This is a genomic window from Amycolatopsis sp. NPDC098790 (assembly GCF_044759945.1).
Lineage (GTDB): Bacteria > Actinomycetota > Actinomycetes > Mycobacteriales > Pseudonocardiaceae > Amycolatopsis.
Window position 1 is genome coordinate 341,083 of record NZ_JBIWAI010000004.1, and the last position, 22,786, is coordinate 363,868.

Sequence of the window (22,786 nt, forward strand, 5' to 3'; positions counted from 1 at the left end):
GAGCTGTCAAGACCCCGAAGTCAGTTGACATTCTTTCGTTTGATCGATCCAATCGTAGTCATGGCCGACCTCCAGCCCCTGCTCCACGACCTCGCGATCGCCCTGCACGCCCCGACCGTCGTCCTGTCCGGCCGTAACGGGCAGATCCGCGCCGGCGGCACGCAGGGCCTGCTGCACGGCGACCTCCGCCTGCTCAGCGAGGCCGTCGTGACGGTGGACGGCGACGAGCCGGAGGCCATCGGCGGTGACGAGCCCGGCGCCGACCGCGCGCGGTTCACCGGCCTGCTGCGCCGGCTCGGCGACCCGGGCCCCGACCCGACGGTGTGGCTGCGGCGCGAGCGCACGGTCACGGCGTCGGGGATGACCGAAGAGCTTTCGCTGGTCTCGACGGCTTCGGCGAACCGCCGGTGCGTCGTGGAGGTCGTGCTGGCGGCCGACTTCGCGCCGATCGACGAGATCAAGTCGGGCGGCCGGCGCGACCCCGTCGTCCCGGCCGGCCCCCGGTGGGCCGCTTCCTCGGCGGTCTCCGAGGTGACGGCCGAAGGCGCCGAAGTCGTCGTCGACGGGCCGCGGCTCCGGCTGCGCTGGACCGTCGAAGGCGCGGCGACGCTGCGCTGGTCACTACGGGTTTCCGACGAACGGGCGCTGTTCGGCCCGGCCGGCGTCCGGCTGCCCCGGCCGGCGGTGCACGCCGACGACCGCCGGTTCACCGCGTTGCTGGACCGCGCGCTCGACGACCTCGACGCGTTGCTCCTCGCCGAGCGCGACTACCCCGGGGACGCGTTCGCCGGCGCGGGTGCGCCGTGGTTCCTCACGCTGTTCGGCCGCGACAGCCTGTGGGCCGCGCGGCTGGCGTTGCCACTGTCGGTCAGCCTGGCCGGTGGAACGCTCCGGACGCTCGCCCGCGCGCAGGGCACGCGCCACGACCCGGCGACCGGCGAGGCGCCGGGCAAGATCCTGCACGAGCGGCGCCGGGACGTCTTCGAGACGATCGGTGGCGCGTCGCTGCCCGCCGAGTACTACGGGACGGTCGACGCGACCGCATTGTGGGTGTGCCTGCTGCACGACGCGTGGCGCTGGGGCCTGCCCGAGGAGGAGGTCCGCGACCTGCTGCCGACGCTGCGGCTCGCGCTGTCCTGGATCACCGGCGCCGCGGACCCGGACGGCGACGGGTTCGCCGAGTACCGCGACGAAAGCGGCCACGGCCTGGCCAACCAGGGCTGGAAGGACTCCGGCGACGCGGTCCGCTTCCACGACGGCACGCAGGCGAAACCGCCGATCGCGTTGAGTGAGGTCCAGGCGTACCAACACGAAGCCGTCGTTCGCGCGGTCGACTTATTGACCACTTTGGACGAGCCGTGCGATGGTCTTTCCGAGTGGGCCATTTCGCTTCGCTCGCGGTTCCGGGACAAGTTCTGGGTGTCCACTCCGGACGGTCACTACCCGGCACTGGCCCTGGACGGCGACAAGCGACCGGTGGACGCGCTGACGAGCAACATCGGCCACCTGCTCGGCACCGGGCTGCTTTCCGCGTCCGAGAGCGAGTCGATCGGTTCGCTGGTACTGGACCCGTCGCTGGCGGCGGGGTACGGATTGCGCACGATGAGTGCGACCTCGGGCGGCTATTCGCCGTTGAGCTACCACTGCGGCTCGGTCTGGCCGCACGACACGGCGATCGTCGTCCGGGGTCTGCAGCACTCGGGCCAGGGCGCACGGGCGGCTTCCTTGGCCGCGCAACTGCTTTCGGCCGCACCGGCGTTCGGCTACCGGCTGCCGGAGCTGTTCGCCGGGTACGGGGTCGCGGAGACGTCGTCACCGTTGCCGTACCCGGCATCGTGCCGCCCCCAGGCATGGTCGGCGGCGGCCGCGGTGAGCTTGCTGGTGGCGTTCCTCGGCTTGGAGGTGGACGTCCCGGCGCGCACGGTTTCCTTGACCCCACCCCGGCCGAGCCCGGTAGGGGCGTTGCGGGTGACGGGGCTGCCGCTGGCGGGTGGCACCCTCGACGTGTCCATTTCCGTGGACGGCGAGGTCACCGAACTGCGGCTGCCGCCGGGGTTTTCAGTCCTTTCGGAACAGTCCGGCGAGTAGGAAGGGTTCGCCGAACCGGCCGGTGTTTTCCTTCATCGGGCGCAGTTCGACTTCGGTGAAGCCGTCGAAGAGCTTTCGCAGTTCGTCCGGCGAGTAGGCGAGACCGCCGTGGAGACTGCGGTCGCGATACAGCTGCGCGTCCGGGATTTCGGTGCCGGAATCGGGGTTTCCGGTGCCGGCGGCGAAGCAGACGAGGCCGAAGTGCCCGCCCGGCCTCAGGTACCGGTCGAGCAGGGCCAGGTAGCTGATCCGCCGGTGCGGCGCGAGGTGGTGCAGGCAGCCCGAGTCGTAGACCAGGTCGTACTCCTCGTGTGGCAGGTCCATCGCGAAGATGTCGGCTTGGTGGAAGCGGACGCCGTCGACGCGTTCGCGCGCCCAGGCGATCGCGGTGGGCGAGCCGTCGACCGCGTCCAGGTCATAGCCCGCTTCGGCGAGCCTGCGCGCGTTGCGGCCGGGCCCGCAGCCCAGCTCCAGCGCGCGGCCGCCGGTCAGCGGCCCGTCGCGGAGCCAGGCGTCGAGGTTCTCGTCGGGCTCTTCGGCGAAGAACGGGATCGGCCGCTCGCGGTCGGCGTAGAAGCCGTCCCACTCGATGTTTTCGAAGAGGCCGTCCAGCATCCGCACGAGGTCGTCGACCGACCGGATGTCCCGGTTCACCGCTCGACGTGCGCGCGCACGGCCCGCAGTTCCTGGTCGACGACCGCCATCTGCGCGTCGACGGCCGCCGGTTCCGCGTCCTCCGGGAAGAACAGGCTGAAGATCAGCTCCGCGCCGGTCAAGTTGGGCACGACGCGCGCGAAGAGGCCGAGGTTCGGGGCGTCGGCGCTGACGAAGTCGACGACGCCGTGGTCCGCGGCAACCTTAACGACGACCGGCCGCGCGTCCTCGCCGACGCGCCAGACGTCACCGTGGTCGTGCTCGATCGTGGTGGCGAAACCCGGCGCCCACTCGGGCAGGCGGCGGGCGTCAGAAAGGTAGGCGAAGACCCGCGCGGGCGGCGCGGAGACGGAGATGGTGCGCGTCTCGGCGCGCCCCGGCTTGAATGTGGCCATGGGACAAACGATACGCACCTGCTTATCATCTGTCCACGCGTAAAATCTTCTCCCGTGAACGAGGACGACGATCTCGGGGCGTTGTGCGCCGGAGCGGGCCGGGCGCTGGCCGAGGCCGAGCGCCCGGTGCTGGAGTCGCACGGGCTCACGATGTGGCAGTACGTGGTGCTGTCGGCGCTGTCCCCGGGCGCGGCGCCGAGCCAGCTGGTGCTGGCCCAGCAGATCCACTACGACAAGACGCGGTTGATCGCGTTGCTGGACGGGCTGGAAGCGGCGGGGCTGGTGAGCCGAGCCCCGGACCCGGCAGACCGCCGGGCGCGAGTGGTGCGGTTGACGGAGCTGGGGATCGAGCGCCACACGGCGGTCCGCGACGCGGTCCGGGAGCTGGAGGAGCGCAAGCTGGCGGGGTTGAGCGCCGAGGAGCGCCGGGTGCTGCGGGCGGCGTTGGCCCACCTGGCGAACTCCGGCTGACCCGCACCGACGTAGTGAATGACTCATTCATGTCGTCAGGCGACATGAATGAGTCATTCACGTCGGTTCAGCCGAGCGAGCAGAGGGTGCCGTTCAACCGGAAGGCCGTCGGCAGGATGTTCGGCCCGCCGTAGTCCGCCACGAACCCGACGTCCGCGCCCGAGGCCAACCCCGCCGATGACGTCACCGTCACGGCCGCACCCTCCTGGACCCACGTTCCGTTCCAGCCGCTCGTCACCCGCTGCCGGGCCGTCGGCCACGTGAACGTCAACGTCCAATCGCCCGTCACCACCGACGACGACACGTGGATTCCGCCCACGAAACCGCTCGCCCAGTCGTTGACGTCCGTCAACCGGACCGTGCAGCTGCTCGACGCCGGCGCGCCCGTTGTCAACGTCACCGGTGGCGACGCCCACGACACGTGACCCGCCGCGTCGCGGGCCAGTACGTTCACCGTGTAGCGCGTTCCCGGCACCAGGTTCTCGACCGACAGCGACGTCCCCGTCGTCTCGCCCCACTCCTCGCTCACCGCCCCCAGTTCGCGGTACACCTCGTACTTCACGCCCGGGGCCGACGCCGGCCACGTGATCGTCGCCGTCGTGTCGGTCGTCGTCGCCGTCGGCTGGCCCGGGGCGGCCAACGGCGACGCAGCGGCATGGAACACCACCGTCGTCAAGGAATACGGCGGCAACGTCCGGTCCCATGTGGACGAACGGGCGATCGACGACGCGCCGTTCGTGAACGTGTACACCTCGGACACCGACGACGGCTCGAAGGCGAGGTCGACCGCCCGCGCGGCTGCCGGGTCCTTGTTCACCAAGAGAACGGCCATGTCCCCGTTCGGACGGCGGGCCGCGTGCGCGTCGACCAGCGGGTCGTCCGCCTCCGCGCGGACGAACTGGTCACCCGGGCGCGCGAACGTGCTCAGCATCTTCAACCCGAAGTACGGCGCGAACGGCGTGTTCAGCGCCGGCTCGCAGCCACCGTCCAAACAGGTCCCGCTGGACAGCAGTCCGAAGTCGCCGTAGTCCGGGTATCCGGCCACTGTGGACAATTTGGTCGGTCCGTTGTGCGTGTCCCACCAGTCCACGGTGAACACGCCGTTCTCCAGCATGGACGCGTACGCCTCGGCCGCGAACAGCGCGCCCGGCTGGGTGTTCATGCCCACCGGCGTGTTCGTCTCGGTCAGCGCGATGCCCAGCGACCGGCCCGCGTACCGCGTGATCTGCTCCCGCGCCAGGTAGAGCATGTCGTCCACCTGCTCGGTGCGGGAAAGCGCTTCCTCCGCCGTCGACCCGCTCGGGTACCAGTGCAGCACCACGAAGTCGACGTGCGGGCCCGCGATCGAGAGCACCGTCTGGTTCCACGTGCCGGTGTCGCCGGCCGCGACGATGCCGTCCGGCCAGTTCGCCGGGGTCGTCAGCACCGCACCGATCTTCACCGAAGGGTCGACGGCCTTCATCGCTTCGGCGTACGCCACGACACCCGCGGCATACGCGGCCGGGCTCTTGTCTTCGTGGTTGTCGGCTTCCCAGTTCGCGCCGTAGTGGCCGTTGCCGTACAGCTCGTTGCCGATCTCCCAGTACTTGACCCCGTAGCCTTTGGTCACGTTCGCGTACCGCACCCAGTCCGCGGCCTCCTCCGGCGTCCCGGTGCCGTAGTTGGCGATGACGACCGGCTGGGCACCGGCGCGCCGGACGCCGCCCATGAACGTGTCGAAATCCGTGTCCGGCGCCACGTAACCGCCGGGCGCGGTGTTGTCCTTCCAGTGGTAGATGTCGCCGTAGGAGCCACCCGGGTACCGCATGGTGCGGACCCCGGCGGCGCCGTACAGGTCGGCGACGGCATCGGTGCCGAGCTGGCTGTCCCACACGGCGTGGTTGACGCCGACCGCGGTGTCCGGCACGGTGGCCAGCCCCGCTTTCGCGTTGACGGTCACGGTCGTTCCGGCCGGCGTCGCCGCGGCGGCCGCCGGCACCGCCGCCACGAGCACCGCGGCCACCGGCCACGCCGCCCAGCGCAGACGTCGAGCTGTCATCGAAGGGTCCATCCTCTCGTCGGGCACGAACGGATGGCTGGAAGCGCTCTCAGAGCAGAGAACCAGCGCGGGGCCCGGAAGTCAACGGAAGTCCCGGGACGGCGCCGTCCGCATCGACAGGTCGAGCGGCTCGAGCCGGTCCGCGACGAGCGTGACGACCCCTTCGGCGGCTTGGACGTACCCGCGGACCAGCAGCGCGGCGCTCGTGTGGGCGACCAGCCGCTGCCGGCGCCACAGCCCCTGCGACACGACCACGTTGGCCATGCCGGTCTCGTCCTCCAGGTTGAGGAACGTGATCCCGCCGGCGGTCGCCGGGCGCTGGCGGTGCGTGACCGCGCCGCCGACCCAGACGCGCGTCCCGTCCTCGGCCCGGGCCAGCTCCGCCGTCGTGATCGCGCCGCGCTTCCCGAGCAGCGAGCGCAGGTACTCCACGGGGTGGCTGTCCGGGGAGACGCCGGTGGCCCACAGGTCCGCCGCCGTGACCTCCAGCCGCGTCATGCCCGGCAGCGCCGGCGCGTCGAGGCCCGGCGCCAGGCCCGGCAGGTGCCCGGGCCGGGTGGCCGCCGCGGCGCCGGCCGCCCAGAGGTCCTGGCGCCGGTCGCCGCCGAACGCGCCGGCCGTCGCCAGTGCCTCGACGACGTTCTTCTTCAGCTGGACGCGTCGGGTGAGGTCGCCGGCCCCGGTGTACGGGCCGTTCGCCACGCGTTCGGCGACGATCTCGTCGGCGACGGCGTCTCCGAGGTGCCGGACGCCGGCGAGGCCGAGACGGAGCGCGACGCCGCCGGTGCTCCCGTCGTCGGGTTCGAGCGTCGCGTGGGCGAGGCTGGCGTTGATGTCCGGTTCGCGGACGCGGACGCCGTGGCGGCGCGCGTCCGCCACCAGGGACTGCGGTGAGTAGAAGCCCATCGGCTGCGCGCGCAGCAGTCCGGCGCAGAACGCGGCCGGGTAGTAGTGCTTGAACCACGCGGACGCGTACACCAGCAACGCGAACGACATCGAGTGCGCCTCGGGGAAACCGTAGCCGGAAAAGGCGTGGATCTGCTCGAAGATCCGCGTCGCCAGTTCGCGGTCGAGGCCGTTGGCTTCGCAGCCGGCGAAGAACCGCGCCATCAGCGCCTTCATCTTGGCGCTGGACCGCTTGGCGCCCATCGCGCGGCGCAGCTGGTCCGCCTCGGCCGGGGTGAAGGAAGCGACGTCGACGGCCATCTGCATCACCTGCTCCTGGAACAGCGGCACGCCGAGCGTCCGGTCCAAACTGGACGCCAGCAGCGGGTGGGCGTGCTGCCACCGCTCGTCACCGCGGCGGCGCCGGATGTACGGGTGCACCGAACCGCCCTGGATCGGGCCGGGCCGGATCAGCGCGACTTCGACGACGAGGTCGTAGAACTCCCTGGGCCGCAACCGCGGCAGCGTCGCCAGCTGCGCGCGGGACTCCACTTGGAACACTCCCACGGCGTCGGCTTCGCACAGCATGTCGTAGACGTTCGGATCGGCGAGGTCCAGCTTGCCGATGTCCACAGTGGAACCGTGGTGCTCGGCGACGAGGTCGATCGTGTAGTGCAGCGCCGAAAGCATGCCGAGGCCGAGCAGGTCGAACTTGACCAGGCCGACGGCCGCGCAGTCGTCCTTGTCCCACTGCAGCACGGACCGGTCCGCCATCGTCGCCCATTCGACGGGGACCACTTCGGACACCGGCTGCTTCGAGATGACCATGCCGCCGGAGTGGATGCCGAGGTGGCGCGGGAAGTCCTCGATCCGGGCGGCCAGGTCGAGGACGTCGGCGGGGATCTCGCCGGCGTTCTGCTGCTTGATCGCGCCCCACCGGTCGACGAGCTTGCCGTAGGCGTCCTGCTGCCCGGGGCTGTGGCCGAGGGCCTTCGCGGCGTCGCGGATCGCCGAGGCCGCGCGGTAGGTGATCACGTTGGCGACCTGCGCGGCGTGGAACCGGCCGTGCTTTTCGTAGACGTACTGGATGGCCTCCTCGCGGCGGTCGGACTCGATGTCGATGTCGATGTCCGGCGGGCCGTCGCGCTCCGGGGCGAGGAAGCGCTCGAACAGCAGGTTCCACTTCACCGGGTCGGCGTGGCAGATTTCCAGCGCGTAGCAGACCGCGGAGTTCGCCGCGGAACCGCGGCCCTGGCACAGGATGTTCGCCTCCTTGCAGAACCGGACGATGTCCCACACCACGAGGAAGTAGCCGGGGAAACCGAGCTTTTCGATGACGTCGAGCTCGTGGTCGAGCTGGGCGTAGGCCTCGGGGTTGTCGTCCCGGGTTCCGTAGCGTTTCGCCGCGCCGCGCCAGGTCAGTTCGCCCAGGAACGACATTTCGTCGTGCCCGGGCGGCACCGGGAACGGCGGCAGGTCGGGGGCGACGAGCTTCAGGTCGAACGCGACCTCGACGCCGAGGACGGCGGCGCGCCCGACCGCGCCCGGGTAGCGGCGCTCGAAGCGGCGGCGCTGCTCCATCCCGGACCGCAGGAACGCCTGCCCGGACGGCGGCCGCCAGGCTTCGAGGTCCTCGGCCGAGCGCCGCGCCCGGACGGCGGCGACCATCTCGGCGACGACGGCGTCCTCGGGGCGGGCGTAGTGGACGTTGTTCGAGACGACGGTCGGCAGCCGCAGGTCGCGGGCCAGCTCGGCGAGGAGGTCGTTGGCCGCGTCGTCGAGGGGCTGCCGGTGGTCGATCAGCTCGACGGCGACGTGCCGGCGCCCGAACCGGTCGACGAGCCGGCCCAGCTCGGCCCGCGCGGCGGCGGCCCCGTGGGCGGCGAGGGCGCAGCGCACCGGCCCTTTGCGGCACCCGGTGAGCACGACGACGTGCCCGGCCAGCTCGTCGGTCAGCTCGTCGAGGTCGTAAACGGGCCTGCCCTTCTCCCCGCCGGCGAGCTGCGCGCGCGAGATGACCTTGCAGAGCCGGTGGTAACCCGCTTGCTGCCGCGCGATCACGAGCAGGTGCGAACCGGCCGGGTCGGGCTCGCCTGCCTGCGGCGCGGGCAGGCCGAGGGAGAGCTCGGCCCCGAACCCGACGCGCACGCCGAGCTCCCGTGCGGCGTCGTTGAACCGGACGGCGCCGTAGAGGCCGTCGTGGTCGGTGAGGACGAGGGCGTCGAGCTCGAGCCGCGCGGCCTCCTCGACGAGCGCCTCGGGGTGGGAGGCGCCGTCGAGGAAGCTGAAGTTGGAGTGGACGTGCAGCTCGGCGTAGGGGGCGCGGATGCGGTCGCCGCCGTCGTCCCGGCTTTTCCGGCTGCGCAGATCGGGCGGCGCCCCGGCATACCCTTCGCGTTTGCGCGACCACGCGGGGGCATCGCTGCCGTCCCCGGGCACGGGTGGCCGCCCGGAGGCGATCCGCTCCACTTCGGACCACGGCACACTCGGGTTGTTGAACGCCAAAACTCCGCTCCCCACAAGGAAGTTCGCTGTGGGGAAGCCAGCGACTACGGTTCGAACACACGTACGACTACAGTGGATCGATCCTGAGCCCCGCGGGGCCCGGTGTCAACTCGGCAGTCGCGTCGATCACAAGGGTCCGGCGCGGGTTCCGCTGATCAGTCACTACCGGCCTCAAGCCGTAACACACGAGTGCGCCGAGTCGTCTTCATCGACGTGGCCACACCTTCGCGCGGCAGGTGACCGAGCCAGCATCTTGGGTGGGGTCGGAACTCGGCAGCGAAAGGAACCGCAGTGGGGGAACCGGGTGGCAGGCAAGTCAGCGTGAGCGAAGTCGACCGGCTACGCCAGAACAGCGAGCTGGCAGCAGCCGAGACGCTGGGCAGTCAGATCGTCGAGGTTTCTCCCGAGAACCCGGCCGCGTGGGTCGCACTCGGTCGAGTCAAACTGGACCAGTACCTGCATGAAGACGCACTGAGCTGCTTCGAGCGAGCGGGGCGCTGCCCTGAGCCGACATCGATGACCGCAGCCTGGCAGGTCGCGGCTTTGAGCCGGCTCCGGCGATTCGACGAAGCACGGGAAGCGTCCGAGGCTGGTCTTGAACGGTTCCCGCGCAGTCCGGACATCCTTGTCGCTCATGCCCGGGCGTACATCGACCAGTACGAATGGGCTGCGAGCTTGCCCCTGTTCGACCAAGCACTGGAAATCGATCCATTCCACGCCCAAGCACTGGAATGGCGGATATCGGCCTTGCTGCCGCTCCGGCGGTTCGACCAGGCAGAGGCAGCTGCCCAAGACGCGATCGAGCGATGCCCCGACGAACCCGACCTCCTAGTGCAGATGGGCTGGGTATACGTAGATCAGTTCCGCTACGAAGAAGCGCTGGCGTGGTTCGAGCGGGCCCTGGGACCCGTACCCCACCACAGTTGGGCTTTACGATCGCGAGTGATCGCCCTGCGACGGTTACGACAATTCGCGGAGGCCGAAACGACAGCCCGGGAGGGCATCGAGCTGCGCCCTGGCGACACAACTTTGATGATGCAAATGGCGTGGCTGTGCGACGACCAGCTCCGCTACGACGACGTCCTGGTTTGGTGCGATCGCGCACTGGACGCCCAGCCTCGGAACACGTCTGCACTGGCGAAGCGAGTAAGCGCATTGCGGTACCTGAGGAAGTTCGACCGAGCCGAGGCGGTGGCGTGCGACGCTGTAGACCGGTGCCCCGACGAACCTGATCTCTTGATTCAGCTGGGCTGGGTGCACGGTGACCAGTTCAAGTACGAAGAGGCCTTGAACTGGTTCCGGCGCGCCTTGGAGATCGACCCCCGCCACAGCTGGGCTTTGGGATCGCGAGTGGCTGCACTGCGCCAGCTGCGGTGGTTCGACGAAGCGGAGCAGGCCGCGCGGGAAGGTATCGAGCGGCGCCCCGACGAACCCGATCTCCTGATGGAGCTGGGCTGGGTGCACTCCGACCAGCTCCATCACGATGAGGCGTTGGCCTGCTACGACCGCGCGCTGAAAGTCGACCCCTACGACGCATCGGCGTTGGAGTGGAGGGGAACGGCCCTACGCTGGCTACGGCGGTTCGACGAAGCCCAGATCGCTTTACAGGAGGCGATCGAGCTACGACCGGACCAACCCGGCCTTCTAGTGGAAATGGGGTGGGTGCACAGTGACCAACTCGAGCATGAAGAGGCACTGGCTTGGTTCAGTCGGGCCCTCGACATCAACCCGGACCACGGCTGGGCGTTACGGTCGCGGGCAGCGGCATTGCGGTCGCTGAGAAGGTTCGATCAGGCCGAAACCGCCGCACAGGAAGCCATCGACCGACGCCCGCTCGACGTGTACGCCATCCTGCAGATGGGTTGGTTGCTCGATGATCAGTTTCGTCTCGAGGATGCTCTGACCTGGTACGCCCGTGCCTTAGACGTCGACCCGCGCGATGCCTTGGCGTTGAGGTGGCGAATCGGCGCCCTGCGGTCACTGCGAAGGTTCGACCAAGCGGAAGCCGCGACACGGGAGGCCATCCAGCTACGCCCCGACGAACCTGACCTCCTTGTGGCGATGGGCTGGGTTCACGGCGAACAGTTCCAGCACGAAGAAGCGCTGACGTGGTTTCGACGCGCTCTCAAGATCAGCTCCCGCCATATTTGGGCGCTCCAGTCGCAAGTAGCGGCACTGCGATTGATGAGGAGGTTCGACCAAGCTGAGACGGCCGCGCGGGAGGCCATCGAGCTGTGTCCCGACGAAGCGGGAATCATGATCGGGCTGGGGTGGGTGTATGGCGACCAGCGCCGCTACGAAGAAGCCCTGACCGTGTTGCAGCGGGTCCTCGACATCGACCCTCGACACAGTTGGGCGCTGCGGTCACGGGTGTTGACCTTGCGACGGTTGCGCCGTTACGACGAAGCTTCGGCTGCCGCGCAAGAGGCGATCGACCGGCGTCCGGGTGATCTCGACGCCTTGCTGTGGATGGGCTGGGTCTACAGTCACCAGCTCCGGCACGAAGAGGCTCTCGTCTGGTACGACCGCGCTCTGGAGTCGGATCCCCGGTACGCCTTGGCTTGGGAATGGCGCGCAACGGCCTCGCGCATGCTGCGCCGCTTCGAAGAAGCCGAGGCAGCCGTTCGTGAAGCCATCAAGTTACGCCCGAACGAACCCGGACCCTTCCTCGAGATGGGCTGGGTGCACACCAGCCAGTTCCAGTACGCCAAGGCGCTGCACTGGTTCGAACGAGCTTTGGAAGCCGATCCGCGGCACGCCCAGGCACTGGAGTGGCGAGTGACCGCCCTGAGGAGACTACGGCGGTTCGACGATGCCGAGGCTGCCGCCAGGAAAGCCATCGAGCTGCGTCCAGACAACCCGGACCTCCTCCTGGAAATGGGATACGTCTGCGACGACCAACTGCGTTACGAGGAAAGTCTCGGCTGGTTCGAACGATCACTCGCGCTGGATCCCGGCCATGTTCAGTCGATCACCGCCCGGTCAGGTGCGTTGCGGTCATTGCGTCGGTTCGACGAAGCCGCGCAGCAGGTGACGAGTGCACTCGAGCGAATGCCGTGGGAACGCACCCTGCGCAGTGAGCTGGTCTGGATCCACCACGACAACCACCAGCTGGACGAAGCCGAGCGGGTCGTCAGCCGACTGCGAGCCGACGGGGTGAGCCCCCGGGAGCAGGCGGAGGCAATTTCGCAGACCGGTTGGGTTCGATTCGCGGCAGGCGAATACCGGATCGCCACCGAATTCTTCAGGGCCGCACACGAGAAGAATCCGGAGAATCTCCGCTATCGGTTCGGCCTGGCTTGGTGCCTGGTCCGGCAGTCGACACCCCAGGCGCGTGACGAAGCCGAACAGCTGTGCTTCTCCGTACTCGACAAGAATCCGATGAACCACTCGGCACACACGTGCCTCGGCGTGTTGAACTACCAACGTCAGCGGTTCGCCCAGGCGGAACAGCACTTCCGCAAAGCCGTCGAGCTGGACGACCACCACGCGAGTCACGTCGACCTCGGTGCTTTCTACTCGCAACTCGGCCGGTTCGACGAAGCGGAGCAGTACCTCAATCTCGCGCTCGCGCGAGATTGGTACGACGCCCAAGCGCACGTCGAACTGGGGCACCTGCAGATCCAGCGCGACATCGAAGACCCGTCCGCGAAGCACGGTGCCGACGCGGTACGGCACTTCCGCCAGGCCAGGCAGATCGATCCGGCCAACGGCAGCGCCAGCCTGGGACTGGCGCTCGCCCTCACCAGGTCGGCCGGCGACTTCACCGAATCCGAAGAAGTGCTCCAGCAGGCTCTCCGCCGCCCGGATTGCGACCTGCCCCGCTGGCACCTACTCGTTGCCGTGGCGAAGCTGCTCATCGGACGAGGCGATGCCACTCAGGGACGCCAGTTCTACACCGACGCCCTCGCACACGCGCAGGAGGCCATCGCGCGAGCGGCAGACGAAGCGGAGCCGTACTTCGTCGCCGCCGTCGCCCGCTACAAACTGGCAGAGACCGCCGGCGACTTTCCCGCAAAACCGGCGCAACGGCGTCGAGCCGTCCGCGACCTGCGGCGCTGCGTGCAGATCGACCCGGGAAACGTCGAGGCGCAGCGCAGCCTGCGGATCATGGAGGAAAGCCTGCGGATCACGCGGAGCAGCACCAGGGGCAGTGTTGTCGTCGTCAGCATCGGCGTCGCAACGCTCTTGGCCCTGTGGATCGCGTTCTTCGTCTCCGAAAAGATCACCGGGGTCATGCTGATGACACTCACCCCGGTACTCGTCGGTCTGGTGGTCATCGGGCTGGTTCTGCCGTTCCTGATCCGGTTGAAGCTTCCGGGCGGCGTCGAAGCGGACCTGACGGCGAGCATCCGCCAGATCTCGTCCGGTCCCACTGGCGAAGAAACTTTCGGACCGGGACGGTTCAACGTCACCGCCGCCACTACCGGCCCCAAGGGGCAACTTCCGCGGTTCTAGTCGTAGACACCCTCGACCGTCCATTGTGGATCGACCCCGACGGTGACGCGGAGCAGCAGCGCCAGGTCGTCGTGCTCGCCCTCCAGCACCACCTGCACCCTGGCCAGCGGCCGTTCGCCGCGGTGACCGGGCAGGGCCGGGTGCACCACCCACGGCCCCGCCGAACCCAGGACGCGGCGCACCGGGCCGCCGTCGACCGCGATCGTCGCCGGCGGGTACGTGAGCTCGCCACGGGCCGTGCAGGCGACCGGGTCGCCCACCGCGTCCAGCACGGTCGCCGGCGGCGGCTCGGGCGGCACCCGCGTCGGCGACGGCGCCGGGAGGCGGCCCGGCCACGGACGGTCCTCGACGGCCGGCTTCCGCGGCTCGCCCCACGGGACCAGGCGGACCCGCTCGGCCGGGCCGCGGCCGCCGTCCAGCAGCGGCGTGACCACCGCGCCGGGACCGAGGAGGCCCTGGATGCGCACCAGGGCGCGGCCCGCGCGCTCGGCCGCGTCGGCGTCGCGGCCCAGCGAACCGAACTGCAGCTGCAGCGCCTGGCCGCCGACGACCTCTTCGGGGTCGAGGCGCAGCCGGACGATCCCGGCGCTGGGCCGGTCGCGCGCGGTGAGCCAGCCTTCGCACTGCCAGCGCACGCGGTCCGCCGTCGCGCGGGCGGTCAGGGGTTCGGCGCAGCGCCAGACGCGGACGCGTTCTTCGCCCGCTTCGGTGACCGCGACGATCGCCAGGCGCGTGCAGGCGAGGCCGTGGTTCGCGAGGCCGGCGAAGAAGCGTTCGCCGAGGGTCTTCGCGACGAACGCGGCTTCGTCGACACGGCTCAGGGGGTGGTCGAACTCTTCGGTGACGGCCAGGTCCGGCGGCAGGGCGCGGCGCAGCGGCGGGCGTTCGGCGAGGCCGCGGGCGAGCCGGTGGGCGGTGATGGCGTCCTTGGGGAAGCGGCCGGCGACGTCGCGTTCGGCCAGCGCGGCGAACGCGCCGAGGGTACGCAGGCCCAGGCGCCGAAGAAGGTCGACGAGCTCGCCGCGGTCGTCGCCCGGCTGGTTCAGCTCGGCGATCGGGAGGGGCGCGAGGAAGTCTTGGGTGGCGCCGGGCGGCACGAGGGCCGAGCGCCGGGCGGCGAGGGTCGCGGCGAAGAGCCCGTCGGCGATCCCGACCTGGCATTCGACGCCGGCACCGGCTTCGACCTCGTTGATGAGGAGTTCGGCGAGGGCTTCCTCGCCACCGAAGTACCCGGCGGCACCGCTGACGGGAACGGCGACGATGCCGGGCCGCACGACCTCGACCCCGACGGCCTGCCGTTCGACGGCGGCGGCGACGGGTTCGAAGAGCCGGGCGTCGCGGTCGGGATCGTGCTGGTGGACGACGAGGTCCGGGCACCGGGACTGGGCATCGCGCCGTCGCATGCCCCGCCCGACCCCATCGCGGCGGGCGGAGGCGGAGCAGGCGACAACGCGGTTGCCGGAGAAGACGGCGGCGGGAGCGAGGGGCGGGGTACCGGCCACAGCCCCGGCGGCGACGACCGGCCAGTCCGGGCACCACAGCACCAGCAGCCGTGGTGAACCGCTCATCCCGCGAACGGCTCGCGCGGCAGTGGATCCTGGTTCACCGCGGGAATTCGACCGGTACACACAGGAATGACGCGCCGGTCAGCGCAGGACGGGACATCGCGGGAAACTGCTCGACGGCGTGGCCCCGGCACCGCGGCTCACCCGGCCACCCCGGCCAGCCGCCGACGGCGGGGCTCGCCCGCCGCGACCGCCCCTCCCGGTCCCGGCAACTGCAACGACACCGACACCGGCCGCACCGCCGCGCCGCGGCCGGCGCTCGTCGCCGCCACTTCGCGCGTCCTCAAATGGCCGTAGCCGTCAGCCGTCAAGCCGTGCCAACGGCGGCCCGTCACCCTCAGCTCCACGTCCGCTCCCGGCCACGGGCCCACCGCCAGCAACACCGTGCCGCGGTTGCGGACCCTGCCCGCCAACCGGCGCGCCAGCTCGGGCCGGACGCCCACCGGGCCGAGCAGCACCAGGTCGAACCCGTCCACCAGTGCCGACAGCACGCCCGTCAGCTCCGCTCCCGGGTGCGGTACCAGCGCGATCCGCTCCAGGTCGACACCCAGCTCCGCCGCCGCGGCCAAGCCCAGCTCGGGCAAGCCCGTCACCGCCGCCCAGGAACCGTCGCGGGTCGCCGCCGCCAGCAGGGCCAGTGCCAGCGACGTCGCGCCGCGCACCGAGACCGTCGTGCCTCGCTTCAAGCCGCCGCCCGGCAGCAGGCCGGCCAACGGTGGCAGCACCGCCAGCACGTCGGCAGCCGGGGCAGAGCCCAGCTGCGCCGCCGTGTGAACACCCGGGATCGCCGTGAGCCCGGCCAGCGCATCCGGCACCGCCACCACCGCTCACCTCCAGCACCACGTACTCGCACCGGAGACACCCGCGTCGAACGGGCGCACCCAGAACCAAGTTGTCGAACACTTGTTCGCATAGTGCGAGACGAGCGGCCCGCTGTCAAGCCGGGGGTCACCCCGGCGGGGCAGGGGTGTTCCGGCACACTGGACGGCATGACCCGCACGAACCCGGGCATGGACGCCGCCGGCGTCGACACGCTGACCGACGCGGTCCTCACCGCGTCGCGGCTGCTCGTGGCCGTGTCCGTCCGGTCGATCGCCGCGGCCGAAGACGGCCTGACCCTGCCGCAGTTCCGGCTCCTCGTGGTGCTGCACACCCGCGGCCCCCTCAAGCACGCGACACTCGCCGAGCACCTCGGCGTCACGCCGTCCACGGCCAGCCGGATGGTCGACCGGCTGGTCGCCGCCGGGCTCGTCGACCGGCAGCACAGCCCGGTTTCCCGCCGCGAGATCGTGCTGGACATCACCCGCGAGGGCGCCCGGATCGTCCGGCAGGTGACGACCCGGCGGCGCCGCGAGATCGCCAAGATCGTCGCCCGGATGCCGGTGGAGAGCAGGCAGGGGCTCGTCGACGCGCTCACGGCGTTCGCCGAAGCCGGCGGGGAACCGCCCGCCGCCGCGGCACCCGAAGCCATCTGGGGCTGACCCGAACCACCCGAAGGGGACGTACCTCCCGCCCGGCGCGGGGAACGTCCCCTCGTCGTGCGCAGTGAACCCCGCCACTCGACCACGCCTCGACTTGACCACAACCGTTCGCCACTACAAGTATTGCTGACTGCAACGACGAACGGAGGCCCGATGAGCGGCGGCACCCCCGCGCACCCGCGCGCCACGCACCTCGGCGACTTCCAGGTGCGGCCGCGCATGCTGCTGATCGCCCTGCTCGCCGTCCCCGTCGGGGCCGCCGCCTCGCTGGCCGCGCTCGCGCTGCTCAAGCTCATCGGCCTCATCACGAACCTCGTGTTCTACCAACGGTTCGACACCGCGCTCGTCGCGCCCGGCGCCACCGCGCACCCGTGGTGGCTCATCCTGTCGGCGCCCGTCGCCGGGGCACTCGTGATCGGCTTGATGGCGCGGTTCGGCTCGGAAAAGATCCGCGGCCACGGCATGCCGGAGGCGATCGAGGCCATCCTGACCGGCGAGAGCAAGGTCGCGCCGCGCGTCGCCGTGCTGAAGCCCGTGTCGGCCGCGGTCAGCATCGGCACCGGCGGCCCGTTCGGCGCCGAGGGCCCGATCATCATGACCGGCGGCGCCGTCGGGTCGATCCTCGCCCAGCTGCTGCACCTTTCCGCCGACGAGCGCAAGACGCTGCTCGTCGCGGGCGCCGCGGGTGGCATGGCCGCGACGTTCAACGCCCCGCTCGCGTCGATCCTGCTGGCGGTCGAGCTGCTGCTGTTCGAATGGCGGCCGCGCAGCTTCGTCCCGGTCGCCGCCGCCGTCCTGACCAGCACGCTCTGCCGCGGCTTCCTCCTCGGCACCGCCCCGGTCTTCGGCCTGCCCGCCGCGCCGGCGCCGGGCCCGGGCGCCGCCGTGCTCGCCCTCGTGCCCGGCATCACCGGCGGCCTGCTCGCGATCGCCGCGACGGCGCTGGTCTACCTCGCCGAAGACGGCTTCGCGCGGCTGCCGATCCACTGGATGTGGTGGCCGGCGATCGGCGGGCTGGTCATCGGTGTCGGCGGCCTCGTCGAGCCACGCGCGCTCGGCGTCGGCTACGACGTCATCGACCAGCTGCTCACCGGGCAGGCGACGACGTCGCTGATCATCGGCGTCCTGGTGGTCAAGACGCTCATCTGGTCGCTGTCGCTCGGCTCGGGCACGTCGGGCGGGGTGCTGGCGCCGGTGTTCATGATCGGCGCGGCGCTCGGGGCGGCCGAAGGCGGCCTGCTCCCCCACGTGTCCGCGGGGTTCTGGGCCGTGTGCGGCCTGGCCGCGGTCGTCGGCGGTGTCATGCGCTCGCCGTTGACGGGCATCGTGTTCACGCTCGAGCTGACGCACGCGTGGAACGACCTGCTGCCGCTGGTGGTGGCGTCGGTGTCGGCGTACGCGGTGTCCGTGCTGCTGCTGAAGCGCTCGGTGCTGACCGAGAAGATCGCCCGCCGCCGGCTGCACCTCACCCGCGAGTACACGACCGACCCGCTGGAGACGTTCTTCGCGCACGAGGTGATGACAGCGAACCCGGAGGCCGGCCAGGCGTTGCTGGCGCGCGAAGGCCGGACGGTCTGCCACCCCGACGACACGCTCCGCGAAGTGGCGAACAAGCTGGCGATCGGCGACGTCACGCAGGCCGTGGTGGTCGACCGCGCCGAGCCCGCCCACGTCCGCGGGGTGATCACGCTCGCCCAGCTGCTGCACGCCCGGCGCCGCGATCTCCACGAGGAGCACCACCGGGAGCGGGTCCTCGCTGTGACGCGGATCCCTGTCACGCCGTCCTCGGCCACCTCGTCCAAGGGGTGAAGCGAGAAAAGAGGACGAGATGCGCCGGATCCTGATCGTCGGCGGTGGCTACGCCGGGTTCTACGCCGCCTGGAAGCTGGAAAAGAAACTCCGGAAGAACGAGGCCGAGGTCACCCTCGTCGACCCGCGCCCTTACCTTACCTACCAACCGTTCCTGCCCGAAGTCGTCGCCGGGGCCGTCGAAGCGCGGCACGCCGCCGTGTCGCTGCGGCGGCACCTGCGCCGCACCCGCGTCGTCGCCGGGAGCGTCACGGCCATCGACCACGCGCACCGCGTCGTCACCGTGCGGCCGGCCGACGGCGACGCCTTCGAGCTCGGCTACGACATCGTCGTCGTCACCGCCGGGGCCGTCACGCGGAAGCTGCCCGTGCCCGGGGTCGCCGAAGAGGCGATCGGCCTCAAGCACGTCGAAGAGGCGGTCGCGATCCGGGACCGGCTGCTCACCGCGTTCGACCGCGCCGCCGTGCTCCCCGAAGGCCCGCAACGGCGGAAGCTGCTCACCGTCACGTTCGTCGGTGGCGGTTTCTCGGGAGTCGAAGGCTTCGGCGAGCTGCTGTCGCTGGCCACCGCGTTGCTCAAGCGCTATCCCGAGCTGCGCCGCGACGAACTGGCGTTCCACCTCGTCGAGGCGTCGGGCCGCATCCTGCCCGAGGTCACCGACCGGCCGGGGCGCTGGGTCGTGCGCGAGCTGGAACGGCGGGGTGCGCACGTCCACCTCGACACGCTGGTGACGTCGGCGACCGGCGGGCACGTGACGCTTTCGACCGGTGAGGAGTTCGACTCGGAACTGATCGTCTGGACCGCGGGCAACGGCGCTAACCCCGTCGTCGGCAAGCACACCGACCTCCCGGTCGACGCGCGCGGCCTGGTCGTCGTGCGGCCGGACCTGCGGGTCGAGGGCGTGCCCGACGCCTGGGCCGCGGGCGACGACGCCGCGGTGCCCGACCTCGCCTCGCCGGTCCCGGGCGCACGCACGGTGCCCAACGCGCAGCACGCCTACCGGCAGGGAAAACTGTTGGCGCGCAACATCATCGCGACCTTGCGCGGCGGCGAGCCGAAGCCGTACGTCCACCACAGCCTCGGGTCGATCGCGACCCTCGGCCTCGGCCGCGGCATCTTCCAGTACCGCCGCCTGGTGATCACCGGCCTGCCGGCGTGGCTCATGCACCGCGGCTACCACGTGCTGGCGGTGCCGAGCTGGGAACGCAAGATCCGCGTGCTCGCGGTGTGGCTGACGGCGGCGCTGTTCGGCCGCGACATCCTGTCGCTGGCTTCGGTGCAGCACCCGCGCGAGGCGTTCGTCAGCGGCGGTGCGCGACCGGAAGGGAAAGATCTCCCCGCCCCCTTCAAGGTATAGCCGAACCCGGGGCTTGCCGCAAGGCGGGGGTGATCCCCCAGAATGGCCCGCCGTACGCCATTCACCAGGGAAAACGGGGGAAGCTCAATGCGGGTGCTGTTGACGACGTGGGGTTCGCGAGGGGACGTCGAACCGCTGGCCGGGCTCGCGGTGGCCCTGCGGGAACAGGGCGCGGACGCGGTCGTGTGCGCACCGCCGGACGACGACTTCGGCCGGCTGCTGGCGCGGGCGGAGGTGCCGCTGGTGCCCTTGGGCCCGACGGTCCGCTCGGTCGTCGCCGGTCCGAAGCCGCCGACGGCCGAGGACGCGTTCAAGCTCGCGCCGCGACTGGTCGACGCGCGGTTCGAAACGCTCACCGCGGCGGCCGAAGGGTGTGACGCGCTGCTGGCGACGGGTCTGCTGCCCGCCGGTGCGCGGGACGTGGCGGACCACCTCGGCCTGCCGTACGTGTTCGCGTGCTTCCACTTGCTGGGGCTGCCGTCGCGGCACTTCCCGCCGGGGGCGCGGCCGGGCACGCCGTCCTCGCCGGACGAGACCGACAACCGGGTGCTGTGGCAGCAGGACGCCGAGCGGGTCGACGCCCTGTACGGCCCGGCCGTGCGGAGCCATCGCGCGGCGCTCGGCCTGCCCCCGGTGGACAACGTCCGCGACTACGTCTTCACGGATCGGCCGTGGCTGGCCGCGGACCCGCTGCTGTGCCCGTCGGAAGGCAAGACCGACTTGGACACCTTCCAGACGGGGGCGTGGATCATGCCCGACGACCGGCCGCTGCCGGACGGGCTCGAGGAGTTCCTCGACGACGGCGAGCCGCCGGTGTACGTCGGCTTCGGCAGCATGGCCGCCTACGCGCCCGACGGCATCGCGCGGATCGCCATCGAGGCGGTCCGCTCACGGGGCCGCCGGATCGTGCTGGCCGCCGGCTGGGCGGGCCTGGCCCCGATCGACGAGGGTGACGACTGCTTCGCCGTCGGGGAAGTCAACCAGCAAGCGCTGTTCCGCCGGGTGGCGGCGGTGGTGCACCACGGCGGCGCCGGCACCACCACGACGGCGGCCCGGGCCGGCGCGGCGCAGCTGGTCGTGCCGCGGATCGCCGACCAGCCGCACTGGGCGGTGCGGGTGGCCGAGCTGGGCATCGGCGCGGCGCACCTGGAGCCGGCACCGACGGTCGAGTCCCTGTCCGCCGCGCTGGACACGGCGCTCGCCGCGCAGAGCCGGGCGAAGGCCGTGGGCGGCGAGATCCGTCCCGACGGCGCGTCGGTGGCCGCGAAACGGCTCGTCGAACTGGCCGGGTGAGCTCGGGGCGGCACTTTCACGTGAAAGTGCCGCCCCTGGCCTCAGCCCGCGAAGGGGCTCGCGTCGATCGCGCAGGTCTTGCCCGCCGCCGGGAACGTCCCGGAGATCAGGTAGTCCCGCTTCACCTGCTCGGTGCAGGTGCTCGGCACGTACATCGACGAGTGGCCGTACCCCTCGGTGACGAACACCCGGGCGCGGGCCAGCTCCGCGGCCCCGTCCTGGGCGCCGTGCAGCGGGGTCGACGGGTCGTAGCGGTTGTTCAGCACCAGGATCTCCGCCGACGTCGGGCGGTTCCACGGGCCCGTGTAGCGGTCGGTGTCCTTCGCCTGCCAGAACGCGCAGCTCATCATGTCCAGCACCGCGATCCGGCCGAAGTACGGCACGCGCTGGTCTTCGGATTCCGCGTACCGGCTGTAGATCGCCGGGTCGGCCGGGACGTCGCTGTCACTGCACTGGATCGCGTTGAACGCCTCGGTGCGGTTGGACGTGTACGGCTCGCCCGCCTTGAACGCCTGCGGGGCCTCGTAAAGCCGCTGCAGCAGCGATGCGATGTCCGGCCAGCCGCGGGAGTCGGACAGGTCGGCGGCGGCGTTGATGATCCCGGAGTACGTCCAGGTTTCGCCGTCGACGGTGATCGGTGCTTGCTTCGCGCGGGCGGTCAGCGCCGCCCACTTCGCTTTCGGGTCACCTGAAGAGAACGCGCACTTCGGGCCGGCTTCGGTGCACAGGCGCAGGAACTGGTCGAAGGTCTGCGAGATGCCGGTGGCGACGTCCTGGCGGGTGTCCAGCGGGACGCTCTTGCCGTTGCCGTTCTGACCGGTCGAGTTGCCGGCGAAGTCCATGGTGCCGTCGAACACCATCGCCCGGATGCGGTTCGGGAACAGGTTGGCGTAGGTGGCGCCGAGCTGGGTCCCGTAGGAAATGCCGTGGTAGGTCAGCTTCGCGTCGCCGACCGCGCGGCGCAGCAGTTCGAGGTCCCGCGCGGTGTTGGCCGTCGAGACGTGCTCGAGGATCGGGCCGGCCTTCGCGGCGCAGCGGTCGGCCAGTTCCTTGGACTTGGCGTAGAAGGCGGCGTTACCGCTCGGGTCGCCGGGCATTTCCGGGAAGGAGCCGAAGAACGACTCCTGTTCGGCGACGGTGTCGAAGCACCGAACGGCGGCGCTGTTGGCGATGCCGCGCGGATCCCACGAGACGACGTCGAAGCGCGCGCGCAGCTGGTCGGAGAACAACCACGGCCACTTCCCGCGTTCCCGCAGGCGTTGCAGCCCGGACGCGCCCGGCCCGCCGAAGTTGACGAACAGCGTGCCGATCTTGTGCGCGGGATCGGTGGCGGGCAGCTTGATGAGCGCGAGATCGATCTTCGCGCCGGCGGGCCGGTCGTAGTCCAGCGGCACCGACGCTTTGGCGCACTGGAAGCCGTCTTCGCAGCCGGCCCAGCTCAGCTTGGGTGTCGGAACGCTGTCGACGGAGGCGGAAGCCACCGCCGGAGAGGCCACGACGGCCATCGAGACACCGAGCGCGACGACGACGCCGCGCACGATGCCTCCCCCAGGAAATCGACGCACGAAGAACCCTTTCGTCGGAGGAACGATCACCCCCACAGACGGGCGAGGGGGCGGTGGGGTTGGCAGCCACGCGGAAAAGATTGCGGCCGCCTTTGGGTTGTTCGCGTTTGGCCCGGGGCGGGTTCCCGCGCGGGGGGGGGCTTGCCGGGGGTGATTGCGCGGTTGTCGTGTGGCCGGCTGATGGCGAGGGGCGGCAGGCGCGGGCGCAGCCGGCGGGCGGCG

The 22,786-nt window shown here is 70.9% G+C and carries 14 protein-coding genes; 7 read left to right on the forward strand and 7 right to left on the reverse strand.

The genetic code is table 11. The features are described 5' to 3' along the window. Positions 1–60 precede the first annotated feature (60 nt). Positions 61–2,088 carry a glycogen debranching N-terminal domain-containing protein gene (locus tag ACIQWX_RS31020; RefSeq protein ID WP_400878484.1) on the forward strand — a complete coding sequence of 676 codons (2,028 nt, stop codon included), beginning with the start codon at positions 61–63 and terminating at the stop codon, positions 2,086–2,088. Here ACIQWX_RS31020 and ACIQWX_RS31025 read toward each other — a convergent pair. Both ACIQWX_RS31025 and ACIQWX_RS31030 read right to left on the reverse strand, forming a co-directional pair. After that, on the reverse strand, positions 2,059–2,742 hold the full coding sequence (locus ACIQWX_RS31025) for a class I SAM-dependent methyltransferase (protein WP_400878487.1): 684 nt from the start codon (positions 2,740–2,742) through the stop codon (positions 2,059–2,061). The genes ACIQWX_RS31020 and ACIQWX_RS31025 overlap by 30 nt on opposite strands. Further along, the gene (locus ACIQWX_RS31030; RefSeq protein WP_400878490.1) at positions 2,739–3,137 is read right to left on the reverse strand and encodes an SRPBCC family protein; all 399 of its coding nucleotides are present in this window, start codon (positions 3,135–3,137) and stop codon (positions 2,739–2,741) included. The genes ACIQWX_RS31025 and ACIQWX_RS31030 overlap by 4 nt, the downstream gene beginning before the upstream one ends. 54 nt (positions 3,138–3,191) lie before the next feature. Here ACIQWX_RS31030 and ACIQWX_RS31035 point away from each other — a divergent pair, with 54 nt between their 5' ends. Further along, positions 3,192–3,608 carry a MarR family winged helix-turn-helix transcriptional regulator gene (locus ACIQWX_RS31035; RefSeq protein ID WP_400878493.1) on the forward strand — a complete coding sequence of 139 codons (417 nt, stop codon included), beginning with the start codon at positions 3,192–3,194 and terminating at the stop codon, positions 3,606–3,608. A 67-nt stretch (positions 3,609–3,675) separates the two neighbouring features. Here the strand turns inward: ACIQWX_RS31035 and ACIQWX_RS31040 are convergent, their stop codons facing one another. Beyond that, entirely contained in the window at positions 3,676–5,646 is a 1,971-nt protein-coding gene (locus tag ACIQWX_RS31040; protein ID WP_400878496.1) for a cellulose binding domain-containing protein, read from the reverse strand. An 81-nt stretch (positions 5,647–5,727) separates the two neighbouring features. Beyond that, the gene (locus ACIQWX_RS31045) at positions 5,728–9,036 is read right to left on the reverse strand and encodes an error-prone DNA polymerase (protein WP_400878499.1); all 3,309 of its coding nucleotides are present in this window, start codon (positions 9,034–9,036) and stop codon (positions 5,728–5,730) included. A gap of 321 nt (positions 9,037–9,357) precedes the next feature. On the opposite strand from ACIQWX_RS31045, the gene ACIQWX_RS31050 reads away from it, so the two are divergent. Continuing rightward, positions 9,358–13,494, forward strand: a complete 4,137-nt coding sequence (locus ACIQWX_RS31050) for a tetratricopeptide repeat protein (protein WP_400878502.1) — start codon at positions 9,358–9,360, stop codon at positions 13,492–13,494. On the opposite strand, the gene ACIQWX_RS31055 is transcribed toward ACIQWX_RS31050, so the two are convergent. After that, positions 13,491–15,062, reverse strand: a complete 1,572-nt coding sequence (locus ACIQWX_RS31055) for a DNA polymerase Y family protein (protein ID WP_400878504.1) — start codon at positions 15,060–15,062, stop codon at positions 13,491–13,493. The two genes, ACIQWX_RS31050 and ACIQWX_RS31055, sit on opposite strands and share 4 nt — an antisense overlap. A 137-nt stretch (positions 15,063–15,199) precedes the next feature. After that, positions 15,200–15,880 carry a hypothetical protein gene (locus ACIQWX_RS31060; protein ID WP_400878507.1) on the reverse strand — a complete coding sequence of 227 codons (681 nt, stop codon included), beginning with the start codon at positions 15,878–15,880 and terminating at the stop codon, positions 15,200–15,202. Between the two features lie 168 nt (positions 15,881–16,048). Here ACIQWX_RS31060 and ACIQWX_RS31065 point away from each other — a divergent pair, with 168 nt between their 5' ends. The 4 genes from ACIQWX_RS31065 to ACIQWX_RS31080 all read left to right on the forward strand — a co-directional run bounded on the left by ACIQWX_RS31065 (position 16,049) and on the right by ACIQWX_RS31080 (position 20,999). Beyond that, positions 16,049–16,540 carry a MarR family winged helix-turn-helix transcriptional regulator gene (locus tag ACIQWX_RS31065; RefSeq protein WP_400878510.1) on the forward strand — a complete coding sequence of 164 codons (492 nt, stop codon included), beginning with the start codon at positions 16,049–16,051 and terminating at the stop codon, positions 16,538–16,540. A gap of 153 nt (positions 16,541–16,693) precedes the next feature. Continuing rightward, entirely contained in the window at positions 16,694–18,349 is a 1,656-nt protein-coding gene (locus ACIQWX_RS31070; protein ID WP_400878513.1) for a chloride channel protein, read from the forward strand. Between the two features lie 19 nt (positions 18,350–18,368). Next, entirely contained in the window at positions 18,369–19,706 is a 1,338-nt protein-coding gene (locus ACIQWX_RS31075) for an NAD(P)/FAD-dependent oxidoreductase (protein WP_400878516.1), read from the forward strand. 87 nt (positions 19,707–19,793) lie between these two features. Continuing rightward, positions 19,794–20,999 carry a glycosyltransferase gene (locus ACIQWX_RS31080; RefSeq protein WP_400878519.1) on the forward strand — a complete coding sequence of 402 codons (1,206 nt, stop codon included), beginning with the start codon at positions 19,794–19,796 and terminating at the stop codon, positions 20,997–20,999. Between the two features lie 41 nt (positions 21,000–21,040). Here the strand turns inward: ACIQWX_RS31080 and ACIQWX_RS31085 are convergent, their stop codons facing one another. Continuing rightward, the gene (locus ACIQWX_RS31085) at positions 21,041–22,537 is read right to left on the reverse strand and encodes an alpha/beta hydrolase (protein WP_400878521.1); all 1,497 of its coding nucleotides are present in this window, start codon (positions 22,535–22,537) and stop codon (positions 21,041–21,043) included. Between the last annotated feature and the right edge of the window lie 249 nt (positions 22,538–22,786).

Bases quoted from the DNA above. Each gene is read 5' to 3' on its own strand.
- ACIQWX_RS31055 (WP_400878504.1), bottom strand. From the start codon at position 15,062: ATGAGCGGTTCACCACGGCTGCTGGTGCTGTGGTGCCCGGACTGGCCG.
- ACIQWX_RS31065 (WP_400878510.1), top strand. From the start codon at position 16,049: ATGACCCGCACGAACCCGGGCATGGACGCCGCCGGCGTCGACACGCTG.
- ACIQWX_RS31080 (WP_400878519.1), top strand. From the start codon at position 19,794: ATGCGGGTGCTGTTGACGACGTGGGGTTCGCGAGGGGACGTCGAACCG.
- ACIQWX_RS31075 (WP_400878516.1), top strand. From the start codon at position 18,369: ATGCGCCGGATCCTGATCGTCGGCGGTGGCTACGCCGGGTTCTACGCC.
- ACIQWX_RS31030 (WP_400878490.1), bottom strand. From the start codon at position 3,137: ATGGCCACATTCAAGCCGGGGCGCGCCGAGACGCGCACCATCTCCGTC.
- ACIQWX_RS31020 (WP_400878484.1), top strand. From the start codon at position 61: ATGGCCGACCTCCAGCCCCTGCTCCACGACCTCGCGATCGCCCTGCAC.
- ACIQWX_RS31070 (WP_400878513.1), top strand. From the start codon at position 16,694: ATGAGCGGCGGCACCCCCGCGCACCCGCGCGCCACGCACCTCGGCGAC.
- ACIQWX_RS31040 (WP_400878496.1), bottom strand. From the start codon at position 5,646: ATGACAGCTCGACGTCTGCGCTGGGCGGCGTGGCCGGTGGCCGCGGTG.